The organism is Nicoliella sp. ESL1106, from assembly GCF_058509965.1.
The window spans coordinates 285,335-302,760 of the sequence record NZ_CP196341.1 but is presented as its reverse complement, the minus strand read 5'-3'; the positions used below and the strand labels follow the sequence as shown (position 1 = coordinate 302,760).

Here is a 17,426-nt window from a genome sequence, read left to right as displayed (position 1 = left end):
ATGAAGCTTACTAAAGTTACAATTATCGCAAGCATCTTGATTGGTAGTATTGGCATTTCCATCCCTGCTAATGCTAAGGATAACTTTAACCAATCGTTAGTTGAATATAACAATACCAGTTCATATGTTACTGATCTCTCTAGTAATTTATGGACTTTAAATCAAACAATTGAAGCGTATCCATTAGCTGATAAGTTACCTGACTATAATAATCCAGTCACCTTACCGCAATTCACGAGCGGAAGCATTATAAAAAGTTACTTAAATGGTTACTTGGTGCTTTTTGCTAACCAAAATCAACCCCTCTACGTTCAAGACTTTAAGCGATTTACATACTCTTTTCATTCGTCAAATGTAGATAAGGGAATGTATAATAAGCTTCTCAAAATTGAAAAGAAATGGCGCAGTACCCTCACTAAGCAACAAGTAAAGGCAATTAGCAATTACACTAATAACGGGTATACAAATGTCAACGAACACTTACGATATCCTGAACAAAAGGTTAGCAGTAAGGTAAAAAAGCAAACGAAACTGATTAATTCTGCCATTATGAAATTTAAGACCCCGTTTAAAATGACCATTTATCGTGGAATTAACGAAAAGGGCCTTGATGCTAGCATTAATAACCAAACGTTAAAAGTTGGTCGAATCTATCAGGATGCTGCATTTTCATCATCTAGTATCTCACATAAGATCGCTACTGGGTTTCAAAGTTCTATTTTGCTTAAAATTAACATTCCAGCTGGCTATAACGGAGCTTACATTGCCCCGATTTCCATTAATAGTCCAGAAAAAGAGTTTCTGCTAAAACCAAACGCAAAGTTAGTAATTTCTAAGATTCAACATGTTACTACCTACTTCTCTATGCATGGAAAAGTAGGAACAGCTAAGCACAACAAAAAGATTAAAGCCAAACCAACTAAAATTAAATATAAATTAATTACCATGAATTTAGTGGAATAAAAAAAACTGACGGAATCGTCAGTTTTTTTATTTCGCTAAATTGATTTAATTACTTAGTAGTGATATCTGAACCAAAGTACTTAATTGATAATTTCTTAAGGGTTCCGTCAGTCCGTAATTCTTCAATTGCCTTGTTAACCTTCTTGGTCAATTGCTTAGAGTTCTTGTTGAACATGATTGAAGTCTTAGCAGGCTTTTGCTTACTTGCTGGAACATCGATTTCCTTCAATCCCTTGGTTGAATTATGCTTTGCATAGTACTTCCAAGCTGGGACTGAATTAATCGTTCCATCAGCACGTCCTTGTTGAATCAATTGATATCCAGTTGCACTTTCAGGAGTTGATGAAACGTTCGCACCAAACTTCTTAGCCACAACTGCATTATCGGTTCCGGCACCATCAACGATGCTCTTTCCCTTAATATCATCAATACTCTTGATGCTAGAATTACTCTTAGTGATCAAAGTATAGTAAGAATAAGTGTAAGGAGTTGAGAAGGAATATAACTTTTCACGTTCTGGAGTAACGGTCATGTTATTAATTACGGCATCGTACTTGCTACTTCCCAGCCCAGCAATTAAACTATCCCACTTCGTTTGAACGAAGTTAACCTTTAATCCAAGCTTCTTAGAAACATCCTTTGCTAGTTCAACTTCAAATCCTTGTAACTTACCATCTTGACGGTATGAATATGGAGCATACGTTCCTTCTAGTCCAACCGTAAAGGTCCCCTTCTTCACTAATTCTGATTTATAGGAACCATTGCTACTACTTGAGTTACTTGAAGAATTACCACATGCTGCTAGTAAGACTCCCGCACCCAATAATGCGGTAACAACTGATAAACGTTTAATTAACTTATTAAATTTCATGATTCAACACTCCTAATTATTTTTTAAAGACATTGCTGATAAAAATTCACTAATTCTTTGATTATCTGAGTTAAAGAAGTCATTAGTCTGCCCTTCAAAGCGCACCTGACCATTTTCGATAAAAACAATTTGATCGGCAACCCGTTGGGCAAACGTTAGATTATGGGTAACAATGATCAATGATTGCTTTTCCCTTGCCAAATTCAATAAAACCTTCAAGACCTCTAATTCAATTTCAGGATCAAGAGCGCTAGTGGGTTCATCAAGCAAAATGTATTCTGGATGCATTGCAAGCGACCGCGCAATTGCGACCCGTTGAGCCTGACCACCTGATAACTGGGCGGGATAAGCATTTTCCTTATCAGCCATGCCCACCTTAGCTAATAGCTGTTTTGCTTCTTGCTGAGCATCAGCCTTACTCTTACCTAATACCTGAACTGGACCTTCCATAACATTTTTAATTACCGTTAAATGCGGAAATAAATTAAAATTTTGGAATACCATACTAGTATGCCGTCTAACGTTCAAGATGGTTTTAGAATTGATTGGTTTGGCAAAATTAATCTTTAAATCATTAAAATCATACTCACCCGATTCTGGAATTTCTAATAGGTTCAAAGATCTTAATAGAGTCGACTTCCCAGATCCAGATGGGCCAACGATCACGGTCGTCTTATCCTTGGGGAACTGAATCGAAACATCGTTCAACGCCCTTTGTTGATCAAAAGTTTTAGTGACGTTAGTTAATTTTAGCATTTCTGGATTCACCCCCTATTCCTTAATGGCGTATTTTGAAACTCGCTTTTCCAAGTATCCCTGTAAAATGGTAAGCACACTACAGATAACTGCATAAATCAATGCAGCTAGGATATACATTATCAATGGTTGATAATTTTGGGCTGCAATTTGTTGACTGACCTCAAATACTTCCACGATCGTAATCGAAGCAGCCAATGAAGTATCCTTAACCAAACCAATGAATTCATTCGACAGCGGAGGAAGGGAAACTCGACTGGCTTGCGGTAAAATGATTCTCCATAATACCTTGCGTTTCGTCATTCCAAGTGAGTAAGCAGCCTCCCATTGTCCAGCTGGAATCGATTGAATTGCACCTCTAATCGTTTCAGATGCGTATGCTCCTGTATTAAGGGAAAACGTTAGGATCCCAGCAACAACAGGGCTTAATTTAATCCCCTCGGGTAATAAACCGGCAATTCTTAGATATGGTAAACCAAAGAAGACAATAAATAATTGCACCAACAGGGGCGTACTTCTGAACAGCCACACATAAAACCGAAAAATCCCCTTAACGATCAAGAACCAATTACGGCGTTTTGAAGTTCGCACTAGTGCAGTTATTAATCCCAGTGCGAGCCCTAGTATAAATGAAACGATTGCAATTGGAATCGTATAAACCAATGCAGCCTTTATTAATTCTGGTAAAGAGCTTTTAACAATATCCCAAGTACTCATCATGTTCCTCCTTCCTAATGTCCAATTAACAAAAAAAGAGCCTTAAATTAATGCTTTTAACACTAATTTACTGCTCTTTTTCATCTACCAAATCCATTTTAGTTTGTGTACAATCAATTAAAAAATGCGTATCTGTGGTTGATAGTTTTCAGAAGGGTCAATAACTAGTGTTAAATAAAGTGCAACAATTCATCCATGAACAACACATTATCTTAGTACTAGTCATTTAGCTCTTCCCCCTACTCGTTAATTGTTAAACTAATACTAACAATTCATTAGTAGATTGTCAACAAAATGAATCATCAGTCTCTATTGATAGCACTTATAGTTATTTTTAAACTAATTTGTAATAAAAAATAACTAAAAATAATTACAATCTCTTAAATTTGTTTTATAATAAGTTAAAGAAAGTCTTAAGACTTTCCCATCTAGAAATCGAAAGAGGGACTTCACATGTCAAATCGTAGTTACTTAGTTGGACTATACGTAGGATTGGCAGCACTAGCAATTGGATGTCTATTCTTATTTGGTAATTTATTTGCCCATGCTAATAATACTCAACCTAAAATTTCCCACCAAGAAATGAAATCAATTATCGCAGATTATAAATTTTCAAATCAAAATCAGGGCAACAGTTCTGCATTTCAGTTCGTTCCCCGCCAATACTTTAACAATTCTGGATCACACCATGATAAAAATGATCATCATCCAGACGATTTAAAAAAGTCGCAGAAAAATAATTCTTCTCAATAATTATTGAGCAAGCGCATTTTGATATGCATTCAAGGTGTTTTGATCAAAACAAACGATCGTTACTTGAATGGAACTACTAATTGACCTCAAGGTATTAATTGCAATCTGAGCTGCGGAAACGAGTGAATAACCATAAGCCCCCGTACTAATGGACGGAAATGCAACCGTATTGCAATGATATTGCACTGCGACTTTGATCGCATTTAAATAACAATTTTTTAAATCTTGTGCATCGGTCGGTAACCCATGCCAAATCGGTCCTACAGTATGAATAATGTATTTAACAGGCAGTCGATAGCCACGGGTAATTTTTGCTTCGCCAGTTCGACAGCCTTTTAATCGTGCACACTCATTGTTCAACTCGGGACCCGCAGCATGGTGAATCGCACCATCTACTCCGCCACCACCCATCAAACTATGGTTAGCAGCGTTAACAATTGCGTCACCACTAAATTTAGTAATATCACCTAATACCAATTTGATTGATTTCATTCATTTAACCCTTCTTAAATTAATTTTTCACGATTTTTGATTAAAAATTCGATAAAGTATTGACTCGCAATGGGAAGGGTCTCTTTATCACGATATACAACCGCAACTGGTCTTTTAACAGCTGGTTCAACGGGCTTACTGACAACCTTAAAATTAGTCCGTTGAAAAACTAATTCTGATAAAATGCTAATGCCTAGGCCTGCTTCTACCATTGCCATAATCGTGTAATCATCTTGAATTCTGTATTTCACATTTGGTTTAACGTGTGAACGCTTGAAAGCTTCTAGGGGTTCACTGTACCCGCCCCCTTCTACAAGAATGAATGGATCATCACACAATTTTTCAATTGGAATCCGATCCAAACTGGATAGTGGATGATTGACTGGTAAAAAGGCATTCATCTGGGTTGTATGGATAATCTGTTTATGAAATCCTTCTCCATAATCTGCTGTCATTAGTCCAAAATCGATCATGCCGTTTTTCAACCAATTCAAAATCATTCCGTAGTCACCCTGTTGAAGAATAAATTCAATATCAGGATACGCTTTCCGAAATTCCTTAAATAAATCTGGAAGCCAATAGCAACTAACACTGGTGATGGCACCAATTCTAACGGTTCCTTTTTTTAACCCGTGAATAGAGCTAGCGGTTTCTTTTAAGGCTTGATATTGTCGAATCGTTTGAATAATATACGGGTATAATTCCTTTCCCTCGGGAGTTAGCTGAATGCCATGTCGGGATCTTTTTAACATTTTCATGTTAAATTCTTTTTCCAAACTGGCCACCATTTGGCTAACGGAAGACTGTGTATAACCTAATAGTTCAGCAGCTTTTGTAAAGCTATTTGTTTGTAAAATCGCTTCGATTACTAGTAGTCTATTCATCTTATATCGCCTTTCCTAATATAACTATTTCAATTATTAATTTTACTTATCCTAATCTTAGTTATATAGTTAGTTAGTCTTAATTATAATAACTAAGGAGGAGCATCACTTATGCAAATATTCAAGAAGGAATCAGTCAGTAACTATTTAAAGGCTGATGCACGATTATCCAAGACCTTAAATGCACGCGACCTAGTGTCACTTGGAATCGGAGCCGTGATTGGAACTGGAATCTTCATCTTACCTGGTCACGAAGCTGCTACCCATGCGGGCCCTTCCGTTGCAATTGCCTTTTTAATCGCAGCAATTGTTTCCGGTTTGGTTGGAATGGCCTACGCAGAATTTTCATCAGCAATGCCAATTGCAGGTTCTGCATATTCATTTGGTTCCGTTGTTTACGGGGAAATTATCGGTTGGATTTTAGGATGGTCATTAATCCTGGAATACTTCCTCGCGGTTTCAGCTGAAGCAACAGGGTTTGCTGCTTACTTTAATAATAACATATTGTCTGCGATAGGAATTAACCTTCCTAAAGCACTCCAAGCAGGTCCCATGGAAGGTGGGGTCATCAACATCACTGCGGTGGTGATCATATTAATCATTTCAGCAATTCTAATGAAGGGAACCGCCCTATCAACAAAGGTCGAAAACGTTGCCGTAATCGTTAAAGTTGCAATTATTATTTTATTCATCATAATTGGTGTTTTCTACGTTAAGTCCAGTAATTATGTTCCATTTTATCCAAAGGAATTCCATTCTAGTTTATTCGGCCTTGGTGGAATATCAACGGCGGCTGCAACTGTTTTCTTTGCCTTTATTGGGTTTGATGCACTTGCTGCTAACTCTGCCGAAACTGTTGATCCTGGTAAAAATGTCATCAAGGGAATCTTAGGAACCGTTGTAATTGCAGTTATTCTATACGTTGCATTTTCATTAGTATTAACTGGAATCGTTAACTATAAGCAACTTAACATCGATGATCCCGCAGCATTTGCGCTTGACGTTATTCACCTTACCGCATGGAACAAATTAATTACCATCGGAGCATTATTCGGAATTTTTACCGCAATGATCACAATGTTCATTGGAGGTTCCAGACTAGTATATGCCCTAGGTCGTGATGGATTACTACCAAAATCAATGGGGAAAGTTTCCAAAAAACACGCTGTGCCATCAAATGCAATCATTATTGCAACCATCATCCAAGCTATTTTTGCTGGATTAGTGCCACTGGCTCAACTAGCATCATTGATTAATGCCGGAACTTTAATTGCATTTACGTTCATCTCATTTGGTATCTTAAGACTAAGAAAGCGTAAAGACATCAAAAACGAAGGATTTAAAATGCCCTGGTATCCATACCTCCCAATTATCGCTGGACTATTCAGTATCTTCTTCATTATCGTCCTACCAGACATCACTAAAATTTCAGTTAGTATCTGGTTGGTAATTGGAATTATTTTCTACTTCGTTTATGGAATTAGACATTCCAAGTTACAAAATAGCCAAAAATAAGCATATTCAAAAGCGAGCCACGAAATGGTTCGCTTTTTTATTTCCACTATTATATCAATCAGAAATCAATTAGCAAGATAAATCACTTCAAATGAAAACCCCGATTTGCCGAACAATCACTGTCCAACAGATCGGGGTCTCCTTACTATTGATTACAAATTATTTTTGATCCTTATTTTACATAAACTTCTGATAAATCCCAAGTAGGACCATTTGGATAATACTTAATGCCATGAATATTAGACTTAATCACTTCTGGTTGAACCTGTTGGTAAAGAGGGACAACCCCTTGTTGTGATAATAGAATATCATTAGCTTTAACCATATCATCCCAACGTTTTGCTTCATTTCCAGCATCACTACCAGTTGCCTTATTCATCAATTCATCATATTGAGCATTCGACCATTTACCGAAATTCAATGAATTTCCAGTAGTCTTAATGTTTAATGGAGATGTTGGATCAGTAACAGATGGTGACCAAAGTGCAACTGCAACTTGGAATTGGTTATTAAGTGAACGACTGACCTTAGTTGGGTGTGGCAACGTCAAACTAGAAACTTTCAAGCCAGGTAGCTTTTCAAGTTCACTTTGCAGAAATTCATTCACTGCCTTTCCTGTCGGTGTATCATCATTCAATAATTGTAAGTTCAACTTGCTAGTCTTAGTTTCAGCAAGTCCCTTCTTCCAAAGGGCCTTTGCTTCCGTTAAATTACTAGAGGTTGCGGCCTTATTGTTCGAGTAATCGGTAAAGTCCTTCCCCTTATAAGAAGCAAGTCCCTTTGGAACCAAGCCCTTCGCAGCGTATGAACCATCGCCTAAAATATCTTGCGTCAGTTGATTCCGATCGATTGCAAGTGAGATGGCCTTGCGAACGTTAAGGTTCTTAAAAGCAGGCACCTTTGATTGATTCAAAGCTAGGTAATAAACACTGTCAGTATTACGTAAGTGGAGCTGACTACTGTTCTTAAAGTGTTCCACCTGTTGTTTACCGTTTAGTTGTAATTCATCCAATTTACCTGCTTGATATTGATTATATCCAGTCGTTGGATCCTTAACTACAGTATACTTAATGTTTTTAACCTTAGTATCCTGTTCGTTCCAGTAGTAGTTGTTCTTAGCTAAGTTCCAGCCATCATTACTACCAGTCCATCCAGTAACCTTAAACGGTCCATTATAAACGGCTTTTTGACTTTCGGTCCCATAACTAGCACCGAATTTCTTAACAACTGCTTCGCTTTGTGGATAAAAGACTGGGAGGGTTACTAAGTTCTTAAAGTAGCTCTGCGGACTACTCAAATTAATTACTAACTTGTAGTCGCCCTCCGCCTTTACTCCAAGGGCTGAAACAGGCTTCGTCTTATTTTTGACCTCATCGTAATTTTGAATATGATCAAGATAATAAGCGGCTTGAGAAGCTGTCTTAGGATCAGCACTACGTTGAATTCCGTAAACAAAGTCCTTCGCAGTAACGGGGGTTCCATTACTCCACTTAGAATGACGTAAGTAAAATGTATACGTTTTGCCACCGTTAGAAACCTTATAGCTCTTCGCTACACCTGGGGCAACATTATTACCGCCATTGATCGTTAATAATCCACGATATGCGTTGTAAACGATCTGATCACTGATACTATCAACGGCTTTCGATGGATCAAGGGTCGAGATACTAGCACTACTCATCCAATTTAAGTCTTTTTTACTACCAGCACTAGAATCTGACTGACTAGAACTACTATTTGAACCACAAGCTGCTAACACCAATGATGATACAGCTGCAACAACTCCAATTTTCCAAATCGAACGACTCTTCAATATAACCACATCCTCTATTTAATTTATTGCTAATATTAAATTAAAATACCCGTTTTTTGGCGTTTTCAAAGAATTTTTCAAAAAGTTTATTTTGTTTTTCATCACGTTCCCATAGATTTTCGGGATGCCATTGAACTCCTTGGATCAAACCATTCTTACCTTCAATTGATTCTACGATGCCATCGTCAGCACGCGCAACGACCCGAAGCCCATCGCCAACTCGATTTACGGCTTGATGATGTCGAGAATTAACCTTTGTTCTTGTGCCCAATGATTCAGAAAGGTAGCTATCAGGATCAACATTGAGCATATGCGTTGGAAAGTACCCGCGGTCCCAATCAGCAGTGTGATTGAGTAAAAACTTCCGACCAGGTGCTTGCGTATAAATGTCTTGATATAGACTGCCACCAAAGAATACGTTAATTGCTTGCATCCCTCGGCAAATCCCAAGCACTGGCTTTCCATTAGAAGTAGATTCTTTTAATGCAGTAAATTCAGCTGCATCGCGGTTATCATCAGGAACATCAGTAGTTGAAAGTGCTAATTCATTATATCGTTCTGGGTTAACATCAATGCCCCCCTTAATGATCAAACCATCAACTTCATCAATCAACCGCTTAGTTAGCGATGCACTACCGATCGGAACAGCAACCGGAGTAACACCGTGAAGTCTAAGCATCTTAATGATGGCATCTGGGACTCCGCTTAATGGATCAACATCGTTTGCATAAACATCTGAAGTAATTCCGATTTTCATCATATAATTCCCCCTATAAAATAAAAACCATCATCAACACAAAAAGTGTCAAAGATGGCGATCTACTGGAAATTAAGATAGCTAAAACAGCAAGGTATCTTAATTAGAATAACCATGTTCTGGCACTATTACTTTGCAACACATAATATCAATTTCAATAGCTTTAATCATAATCATGATTATTCCCTCCGATCAATTAGTTTGTTTAAGATATAATATAATACCAAACATTAGAAAAGTCAAATTTTTTTCTAATTTAAATCCAAGTTTAATTCGTTTACTTATCAAATTCTTCTGATAAAATTTTAGTTAGTTAATATTTGGAAAGTGAGGAAATTAAATGAGTGATCAATATGAATATGACGTTGTTTACCTTGGCGGTGGTGTCGGTGCCGTTAATGGGGCCGTCCCACTAGGTAATAAGGGTTATCAAGCAGCCATTATCGAATCAACTGCAATTGGTGGGACCTGTCCAAACTTTGGTTGTACGCCCAAGTTTACGTTAGATATCCCAGCTGAATTAGCCTACCGAACTAGTCAATTTAAAAAAATCTATGGTGACAATGAAGTTAAGGTTGACTGGTACGAAAACATGCAAAGAAAGCACCGTAATATTGATGCTGATCCAGCAGGTGGCATGAAAAAAAGATTAAAGGCAGCTGGTGTGAAGGTCATTAAGGGGTATGGCAAACTAATCGATAAGCACACCCTAGAAGTGAACGGGGAACGATTAACCACTGATAAAATTGTAATCGCCACTGGGTTGACGCCTAACCACATCGACGTTCCTGGCACCGAGTTAACCCATGATAGCACTCATTTTCTATCAATCGATCAATTACCCAAAAAAATGACGGTTATTGGCAGCGGATACGTTGCAATTGAGCTAGCTACGCTGGCCCATGAATCAGGAGCGGACGTAACAGTTTTAATGCACCATGATAAAGTTTTACGTGGCTTCGATTCGTTCTTAGTTAATAAGTTAGTTGATAGTTTAAAAGCGCGGGGGATGCACTTTGTTCCCAATTCAGAAATCAAATCGATTAAAAAACAAGGTTCTGAACTCGTTGTGAACTATCAAGATAAAAAGCTTGCTACTGATTATGTATTAGACGCTAGCGGACGTAACCCAGTCGTTCACAATATCGGCTTAGAAAAGGTGGGGGTAGATTTCGATGCAAAGGGAATCAAAGTAAACGACCACCTGCAAACCAGTGTTGATAACATTTATGCTGATGGAGACGTGATCGACTTTGACAAACCAGAGTTATCCCCCGTGGCAACCTTTGAAACCAAGTATCTTACTAAGCTATTTACAGGTGAAACCGACCAGGCCATTAAATTTCCACCTATGCCTACCAACGTATTCGCCTCACCGCGTCTTGCAACCGTTGGTATCAATCCTGAAACGGTCGAAAATAACGATAATTATACAATTAAGCGCACGGACCTATCAGGTGAAATGTACTACAAAGAATCTGGTCAAACTGTCGCTGCTAGAACATTAGTATTCGATCAGGATGACTTTTTAGTTGGGGCCAGTGAACTTAGTGATCAAGCTGAAGATGCGATCGAAATTTTAAACATGGTCATTTCTTGGCACATTAGTCGTCAACAGATCCAGGGGTTAATCAATATTTTCCCATCACTAGGCAGTAATATATTAACGAGTTTTTAAAGTTTATAGATAATTTGATTAAAATAATCATTCCTAGTTTATGTAGCAAGTTATTAATGATATGATAGTAAATAACTTGTTAGATAAAGGAATGAATATATAGATGCGTAAATCTAAAATTATTGGTTTAATTATGGTTTTAGCTTCATCGCTTACATTAGCTGCTTGTCAAAATCATGAAAAAGCACCTGCCAAAAGTAGCCTACCTGCTACTTACTTCTCATCTGCTAATTCAGAATCATCACAAGCTCAAAGACAACAAATTGCAATCAATAACTTTGTTGATTCATTAAAGAAAAATTACAAAAAGTTGTTCAAGGTTTCTTATGACCAAGGTAGCGATACTGTTACAATGGTTCCAATCAGTAAGGACCTTAAGCAAATCATTAAATTAAGTAATGAAAATAATTCAGAGGGAATCAACGCCTGGACTAGTTTCGTTAAGGGGCTAGAAAAGACCTCAGCTAATGTATCCAAACAAACCAAAGATAAAGAATTCACTATGAACATGGTGGATCCTAGCAATCATAGCAAGGTCTTGTACTCAGTACAAAACGGTAAAGTCCTTCAAAATGCTTATAAATAATAAAAAAACTAGCCACTTGGCTAGTTTTTTTATTTTCCAATTTGAGCACCAATATTCTTACTCTTAATGGTATATGAATAGTCCTTGTTCACTGGTTTTTTAGTATAAACTTCAACTTCACCGTAGTTTTGGTAAGCTTTAAGGACCGTTTGCATCTTACCATTGATTTTCATTTTACTAGTCCAAAAAGTTGGCAACTGATCATCCATATCATCCCCCTGGTTGAAAGTATAGGTCGTCCCATACTGACCATCACCCTTAGGAATTTTCTTGAATACCAGCTTCTTTGCCCCCGTTCCCTTTGGTAAATATCCAGTATCGTAGTTATATTGGATTTTATGAGTCTTCTGATTGTATTTTGAATAACTTCCTGTAATTACATATTGATTTGAAATAAAAATTAAATCCCGATTATTTTTAGTATTGGCCCCATACCAGCTACCATGATATGCTTTTGGGACTGTTTTAGTCACTTGCATTTTTGCTGAAGCAAACGGCGTTGGCATCGAGGCCATCCCAATTAAACCAGCAATTGCAATCGCTGCCCATTTGGCTTTCAAATATAATCCCCCTGTTCAATTTGATGTAAGGTCAACGTTATTTGCAATTCTACATGATAGTAATTTTAATTTGAACAGCTACAATTAAACCTTAATAATAACTACTAAAAATTGAAATAATTTTAAACTGTATGTTACAATAAATTCGTACTTTAGTTTATTAGTTGCCTTTATTCGACTTAATAATGTTCTGAAATCTCTTTTATAATTATCTGATTAATGAATTAAAGTATAGCGCTAATCGTCAAGGACGGTTGGCGCTTTTTAAATTTTTTTAATAAAATGGTTGCAATCTTAAAAAAAGGTGTTATTATTATAAACATATTAATAAAAAATTAGATTTTAATTAAGTAGGTTCTTGCCTGGGAGTCAGGAAGTCGGTGGTTGCTGCGAACCGATCAGGGTAATGAATACGAAATACGTTAAAGCATAATCTAAATGGATAATAACTAGACCCATTATTAATCTAGTGAGATAACACGTTGAACGTGTTAAGCTGGGTGGTACCGCGGTCGTCCACATCGTCCCAATTACATTTATTTGTAATTGGGACTTTTTATTTTCAAGGAGGGATTGCTAATGCTAAATAATAATAATTGCGGTGGCGTTGTTCGATATCAAAACCAATTCTTTAATTGCAAATTAAATCAGCGAATATTAATCAAAGAGAGGATTCTACATTATGAATAATAAAAAACCAGAACTAAAATTAACTGAAAGCATCATTATTTTAATTGGTATTCTTGCCCTAATGGCAATTGGCATCATTGGATTACATATTTCACCAGAGGTCCCGATCCTATTTGGGATCATGCTCCTAATTTTTTGGGCTAAGTGGCGTGGATTCAGCTGGGATCAAATCAACGATAGCTTTATTGTTGGTATTAAATCAGGAATCTTGCCCCTGTTCATTTTCTTGTTGATCGGGTCATTGATCGGGGTCTGGATCGCTACTGGAATTATCCCTACCTTAATGGTATACGGATTTAAACTAATCAACGTCCAATGGTTCTTACCATCAGTATTTGTGATTTGTGGGACCATGGGTGCTGTGATCGGAAGTGCATTCACCGTTTGTTCTACCCTAGGGATTGCGTTCATGGGAATCGGTTTAACGCTCGGCGTTGATCCAGCAATGACCGCTGGAGCCATTCTTTCCGGTGCTGTTTTCGGTGATAAAGCATCCCCACTCTCCGTTTCCACTAACGTTGCAGCATCAGTAGTCCACGCTAATTTAATCGACCATATTAAAAATCTCATGTGGTCAACTATTCCAGCTAGCATCGTTGCCCTCATCCTTTACACCTTTTTAGGTCAACACTCAGGACACGCTAACTTTACAAGCGTGGACCAAACGATTAGCGTCTTACAACACCACTTCTTGATTTCACCAATCTCTTTAATCCCAGTATTTCTGTTATTCATCTGTGCATGGATCAAGATTCCAACGATTCCCACTCTTTTCATCAACCTATTAGTGTCTGGGATTATGGGCTTAATTCGGATGCCTAGCTTGAACCTCGTCAAAATCAATAATGTGATTCAAAGCGGTTTCGTATCCCAAACCGGTGATAAAAGAGTTGATATGTTACTTACCCGTGGTGGAATTGCTGGGATGATGGGAACCGTTGCATTAATCTTCGTAGCCCTTTCAATTGGTGGATTACTAATCAACTTAGGCATCATTAAGGCCATCATGGTTCCATTGACCAGCCATTTAAACTCTACTGCCTCATTGATCATTTCTGTCATCATTACCTGTTTTTGGGTCAACTTCTTCATTGGTGAACAATTCTTATCATTGATCCTGCCTGGTGAATCATTCAGTAAGGCATTTAAGAAGCACAATTTAGCCCCAATCGCATTAAGTCGGGCGCTAGAAGATGGTGGAACCGCCCTTACCTACTTAATTCCATGGGGGGTTGCCGGTAGTTTTGTTACCGCCACATTAGGAGTGCCAACAATGGCTTACATCCCATTCGTATTCTTAAGTTTATTCTCCCCAGTATTCTCGATTCTCAGTGCATTAACTGGTTTCAAAATCAAGCACATTCATGAACCAAAAGAAAATAATAAAGCTGTAACTGAGTAATCATCAAAAATAGCCTGAACGTGAAGTCAAATTCACGTTCAGGCTATTTTATTTTTATTCCATACTAGCAACGGTATCATCGAACCGTGTTTTAATATAATTAGCAGATGCCTTGAGCTTTTCTTTTTCCTCATCGGTAAGGTTAAGCTTATCTTGTTCAACAACCCCATCACGACCAATGACCGCTGGATATGAAAGATAGGTTTGGTATTCCTCATTCCAATTCGAGACTGGCAGTTCTGCACGCGCGTCGCTTAGAATGACCTTTGCCAACTTAACCGCAGCAGATGCGATCCCATAGTTAGTGTACTTTTTACCATGATAAACGGTATAGCCACCAGCTCGTGCTACTTCATCTAGATCTGCTAAGTCAACATTGCGTTCACTTGCTACTTCAGCGACTGGTCGCCCTAATGCCTTAACGGTCGACCAAGCGGTAAATTGAGAATTACCATGCTCTCCAAGGTTATATCCACCAACAGAACGAGGATCAATCTTTAATTCACCAGAAACTGCCCGTCGCATTCGTGAAGAATCTAACAGGGTTCCAGTCCCAATCACGCGATGTTTAGGAAAGCCCGTAAACTTCTGATACATCATCGTGATAACATCACACGGGTTGGTAATATCAATTAAAACCCCCTTAAAACCAGAGGCTTTTAGTTTTTCACTGACGTCTCGCACCGCATTCTTGGTAAATGGTAATTCAATAAAGCGATCGTGTTCCTTATTATCTTTTTGTAATGAAATTTTACCAACTGCGGAAATGACGACATCAGCATCCTTTAATGCCGAATAGTCATTCACCGTAATGTTAGTATGTTCAGGTAAATTAGACATTGCATCTTGAAAATCGGTCGCATCTGCATTGACCTTATCTTCATTCGTATCGATCAAGACTAACTCATCGGTAACCCCATCCACTACGATATGATGAGCAACCGCTGCACCAACGTGACCCATTCCAATAACTCCAACTTTTCTTGTCATATGTATCCATCCCCTTAGATTAGTTATGTTCATTTTTAACAATGATTTTAGTATAGCACACTATCACATCATTTCAACATTAAATTCTAATCTAATTTTAATCAAGCGAAGCTGATACTCCTTAATAGCATTTTGTTTTTTATCAGCATATCATAGTAATGTTCTATCATTTTACAGAGGTGAAATTAATAATGAATTCACAACGATCCGATGCATCACTCATTGCTATGTTTAAGTTCGTATTTGGCAAGGTTTTAAATAAACCCTGGCTGTTATTCCTAAACGTATTAGCATTGACTATTATTACCATATTGCAATTTGTAATGCCACAAATTGAGCAGTTCATAATCGATAAAGTCATCCCCAACCAAAACTTTCAATCATTACTGATAGTAATTGGCTTACTGATCTTAACAGCAATCGTATTGGGAATCTTCAATTACGTTTCAACATACTTTATGAGCATCATGAGTCAAAACGCAATCACGGATTTAAGAAATCAACTCTACCAACACTTGTTAAAGATGGACACACGCTTTTTTGAATCCAGTAAAACGGGTGACTTAATGACTAGACTCACTAGTGACATCAATAATTTACAAAGCTTAATTTCTGCAAATATGCTGAGCATTGTTGGAAATATGTTTACGCTTATCGGGGTGCTAGCGCTAATTTTTTATATCAACTGGCAAATGGCACTAGCGGTTAGCTTAACATTCCCATTAATGTTTATCGTCTACCGCGTCTTTCGGAAAAGAATTCGGAACGCCTTCCATCGAGCGCGATATTCACAGGCATTGATGTCAAATCAAATGCAGCAAACATTGACCGAAATTGATTTGATCAAAAGTTTTACCAACGAGGAACTTGAAGCCAAACGATTCGACCAGTTGGCACAAAATAACCGCAAAGACTTAATTGACGCTGGACGTAATCAAGCAATCTTCAACCCGTTGATTGATGGAATCAATTATACTGGAGTCGCAATCATCCTATTGCTGGGGGCTTACTTTATCATCAAGGGCCATTTAACGATCGGTGCTTTAGTGGCCTACATTAGTTATGTTGCAATGGTCCAAAGTCCGATTCAATCATTCACGCGCTTGTTGAACCAACTCCAACAAGCCTTGGTTTCATACGGGAGAATTAAAACGATTTTAGATGAAACCCCGAAGGTGATCAATTGCAAACATCCCCGTCAGTTCCCAAACATTAAAGCTGGGATTAAAATTGAACACGTTTCATTTACCTACCAAGCTAATGATCAACAAAAGCAAAGCCGCCCCATTATTGACGATGTGAGCATCATGGTCCCATATGGTAAGACAACAGCAATCGTCGGGGCTTCTGGATCTGGCAAAACTACGATCACCAGATTGATCGATCGTTTCTATGACCTAGATCGAGGAAATATTTATTTTGACAACGTCCCAATTGCAGAAATTGACTTAAAATCACTGCGTTCCAACATCGCCATCGTTTCCCAAGATATTTTCATTATCGATGGTAGCATCAAGGACAATGTTTTATACGGACGTGAAAACGCCACCGACGAAGAAATCTGGCAAGTTTTGCAATTAGCAGACTTAGCAACATTCGTTCAGCAACTGCCTAATGATATCAACACCCAAGTTGGTGAACGTGGGGTTAAGTTATCTGGCGGCCAAAAGCAACGGATCTCAATCGCACGGGCTCTGTTAAAAGATGCCCCCATCATTATTTTAGACGAAGCCACCGCCAGTTTGGATAATGAATCCGAAAAGGCCATTCAACACGCATTGGATAATCTTTTAAAGTCCAAAACGTCAATCGTAATTGCCCATCGACTATCAACGATCCATAATGCAGATCAAATTATTGTAATGAGTAATGGCAAAGTCGTTGAACGTGGTACCCACGATTCATTGATGAAACAAAATGGTCAATATGCTGAACTGTATAATGCTCAATTTGAATAAAAAATCAGGACCGATTCGTTTATTAAGCGAAGCGGTCCTGA

The 17,426-nt window shown here is 37.9% G+C and carries 16 protein-coding genes; 7 read left to right on the top strand and 9 right to left on the bottom strand.

Annotation, left to right across the window (positions count from 1 at the left end):
• Entirely contained in the window at nucleotides 1–963 is a 963-nt protein-coding gene (locus tag ACSVI6_RS08260) for an ADP-ribosyltransferase (protein ID WP_491717648.1), read from the top strand.
• A 49-nt stretch (nucleotides 964–1,012) separates the two neighbouring features.
• On the opposite strand, the gene ACSVI6_RS08255 is transcribed toward ACSVI6_RS08260, so the two are convergent.
• The 3 genes from ACSVI6_RS08255 to ACSVI6_RS08245 are packed head-to-tail and all read right to left on the bottom strand — an operon-like array spanning nucleotide 1,013 to nucleotide 3,310.
• Nucleotides 1,013–1,834, bottom strand: a complete 822-nt coding sequence (locus ACSVI6_RS08255) for a transporter substrate-binding domain-containing protein (protein ID WP_491717647.1) — start codon at nucleotides 1,832–1,834, stop codon at nucleotides 1,013–1,015.
• A gap of 12 nt (nucleotides 1,835–1,846) precedes the next feature.
• Complete coding sequence (locus ACSVI6_RS08250; RefSeq protein ID WP_491717646.1) at nucleotides 1,847–2,590, bottom strand: amino acid ABC transporter ATP-binding protein; 744 nt, start codon at nucleotides 2,588–2,590, stop codon at nucleotides 1,847–1,849.
• Between the two features lie 15 nt (nucleotides 2,591–2,605).
• The gene (locus ACSVI6_RS08245; protein ID WP_491717645.1) at nucleotides 2,606–3,310 is read right to left on the bottom strand and encodes an amino acid ABC transporter permease; all 705 of its coding nucleotides are present in this window, start codon (nucleotides 3,308–3,310) and stop codon (nucleotides 2,606–2,608) included.
• 450 nt (nucleotides 3,311–3,760) lie between these two features.
• Here ACSVI6_RS08245 and ACSVI6_RS08240 point away from each other — a divergent pair, with 450 nt between their 5' ends.
• On the top strand, nucleotides 3,761–4,060 hold the full coding sequence (locus tag ACSVI6_RS08240; protein WP_491717644.1) for a hypothetical protein: 300 nt from the start codon (nucleotides 3,761–3,763) through the stop codon (nucleotides 4,058–4,060).
• Here the strand turns inward: ACSVI6_RS08240 and ACSVI6_RS08235 are convergent, their stop codons facing one another.
• Together ACSVI6_RS08235 and ACSVI6_RS08230 are read right to left on the bottom strand one after the other, a co-directional pair.
• Entirely contained in the window at nucleotides 4,061–4,552 is a 492-nt protein-coding gene (locus ACSVI6_RS08235; RefSeq protein ID WP_491721101.1) for an O-acetyl-ADP-ribose deacetylase, read from the bottom strand.
• A 14-nt stretch (nucleotides 4,553–4,566) separates the two neighbouring features.
• Nucleotides 4,567–5,436 (bottom strand): LysR family transcriptional regulator, encoded by an 870-nt coding sequence (locus tag ACSVI6_RS08230; protein ID WP_491717642.1) that lies wholly within the window; start codon nucleotides 5,434–5,436, stop codon nucleotides 4,567–4,569.
• A gap of 111 nt (nucleotides 5,437–5,547) precedes the next feature.
• On the opposite strand from ACSVI6_RS08230, the gene ACSVI6_RS08225 reads away from it, so the two are divergent.
• Nucleotides 5,548–6,951 carry an APC family permease gene (locus ACSVI6_RS08225; protein ID WP_491717641.1) on the top strand — a complete coding sequence of 468 codons (1,404 nt, stop codon included), beginning with the start codon at nucleotides 5,548–5,550 and terminating at the stop codon, nucleotides 6,949–6,951.
• Between the two features lie 172 nt (nucleotides 6,952–7,123).
• Here the strand turns inward: ACSVI6_RS08225 and ACSVI6_RS08220 are convergent, their stop codons facing one another.
• Nucleotides 7,124–8,773 (bottom strand): peptide ABC transporter substrate-binding protein, encoded by a 1,650-nt coding sequence (locus tag ACSVI6_RS08220; RefSeq protein ID WP_491721100.1) that lies wholly within the window; start codon nucleotides 8,771–8,773, stop codon nucleotides 7,124–7,126.
• A 31-nt stretch (nucleotides 8,774–8,804) separates the two neighbouring features.
• Complete coding sequence (locus ACSVI6_RS08215) at nucleotides 8,805–9,521, bottom strand: gamma-glutamyl-gamma-aminobutyrate hydrolase family protein (RefSeq protein WP_491717639.1); 717 nt, start codon at nucleotides 9,519–9,521, stop codon at nucleotides 8,805–8,807.
• A 340-nt stretch (nucleotides 9,522–9,861) separates the two neighbouring features.
• Here ACSVI6_RS08215 and ACSVI6_RS08210 point away from each other — a divergent pair, with 340 nt between their 5' ends.
• The gene (locus ACSVI6_RS08210; protein ID WP_491721099.1) at nucleotides 9,862–11,199 is read left to right on the top strand and encodes a dihydrolipoyl dehydrogenase family protein; all 1,338 of its coding nucleotides are present in this window, start codon (nucleotides 9,862–9,864) and stop codon (nucleotides 11,197–11,199) included.
• 103 nt (nucleotides 11,200–11,302) lie between these two features.
• Nucleotides 11,303–11,785 (top strand): hypothetical protein, encoded by a 483-nt coding sequence (locus tag ACSVI6_RS08205; protein WP_491717637.1) that lies wholly within the window; start codon nucleotides 11,303–11,305, stop codon nucleotides 11,783–11,785.
• 29 nt (nucleotides 11,786–11,814) lie between these two features.
• Here the strand turns inward: ACSVI6_RS08205 and ACSVI6_RS08200 are convergent, their stop codons facing one another.
• Nucleotides 11,815–12,345 (bottom strand): hypothetical protein, encoded by a 531-nt coding sequence (locus tag ACSVI6_RS08200; RefSeq protein WP_491721098.1) that lies wholly within the window; start codon nucleotides 12,343–12,345, stop codon nucleotides 11,815–11,817.
• 682 nt (nucleotides 12,346–13,027) lie between these two features.
• Here ACSVI6_RS08200 and ACSVI6_RS08195 point away from each other — a divergent pair.
• Nucleotides 13,028–14,437, top strand: coding sequence for a Na+/H+ antiporter NhaC family protein (locus ACSVI6_RS08195; protein ID WP_491721097.1), 1,410 nt, complete (start codon nucleotides 13,028–13,030; stop codon nucleotides 14,435–14,437).
• 54 nt (nucleotides 14,438–14,491) lie between these two features.
• On the opposite strand, the gene ACSVI6_RS08190 is transcribed toward ACSVI6_RS08195, so the two are convergent.
• Complete coding sequence (locus ACSVI6_RS08190; protein WP_491721096.1) at nucleotides 14,492–15,427, bottom strand: L-lactate dehydrogenase; 936 nt, start codon at nucleotides 15,425–15,427, stop codon at nucleotides 14,492–14,494.
• Between the two features lie 191 nt (nucleotides 15,428–15,618).
• Between ACSVI6_RS08190 and ACSVI6_RS08185 the strand changes: the two genes are divergently transcribed.
• Nucleotides 15,619–17,385, top strand: coding sequence for an ABC transporter ATP-binding protein (locus ACSVI6_RS08185; RefSeq protein ID WP_491720223.1), 1,767 nt, complete (start codon nucleotides 15,619–15,621; stop codon nucleotides 17,383–17,385).
• Nucleotides 17,386–17,426 lie beyond the last annotated feature (41 nt).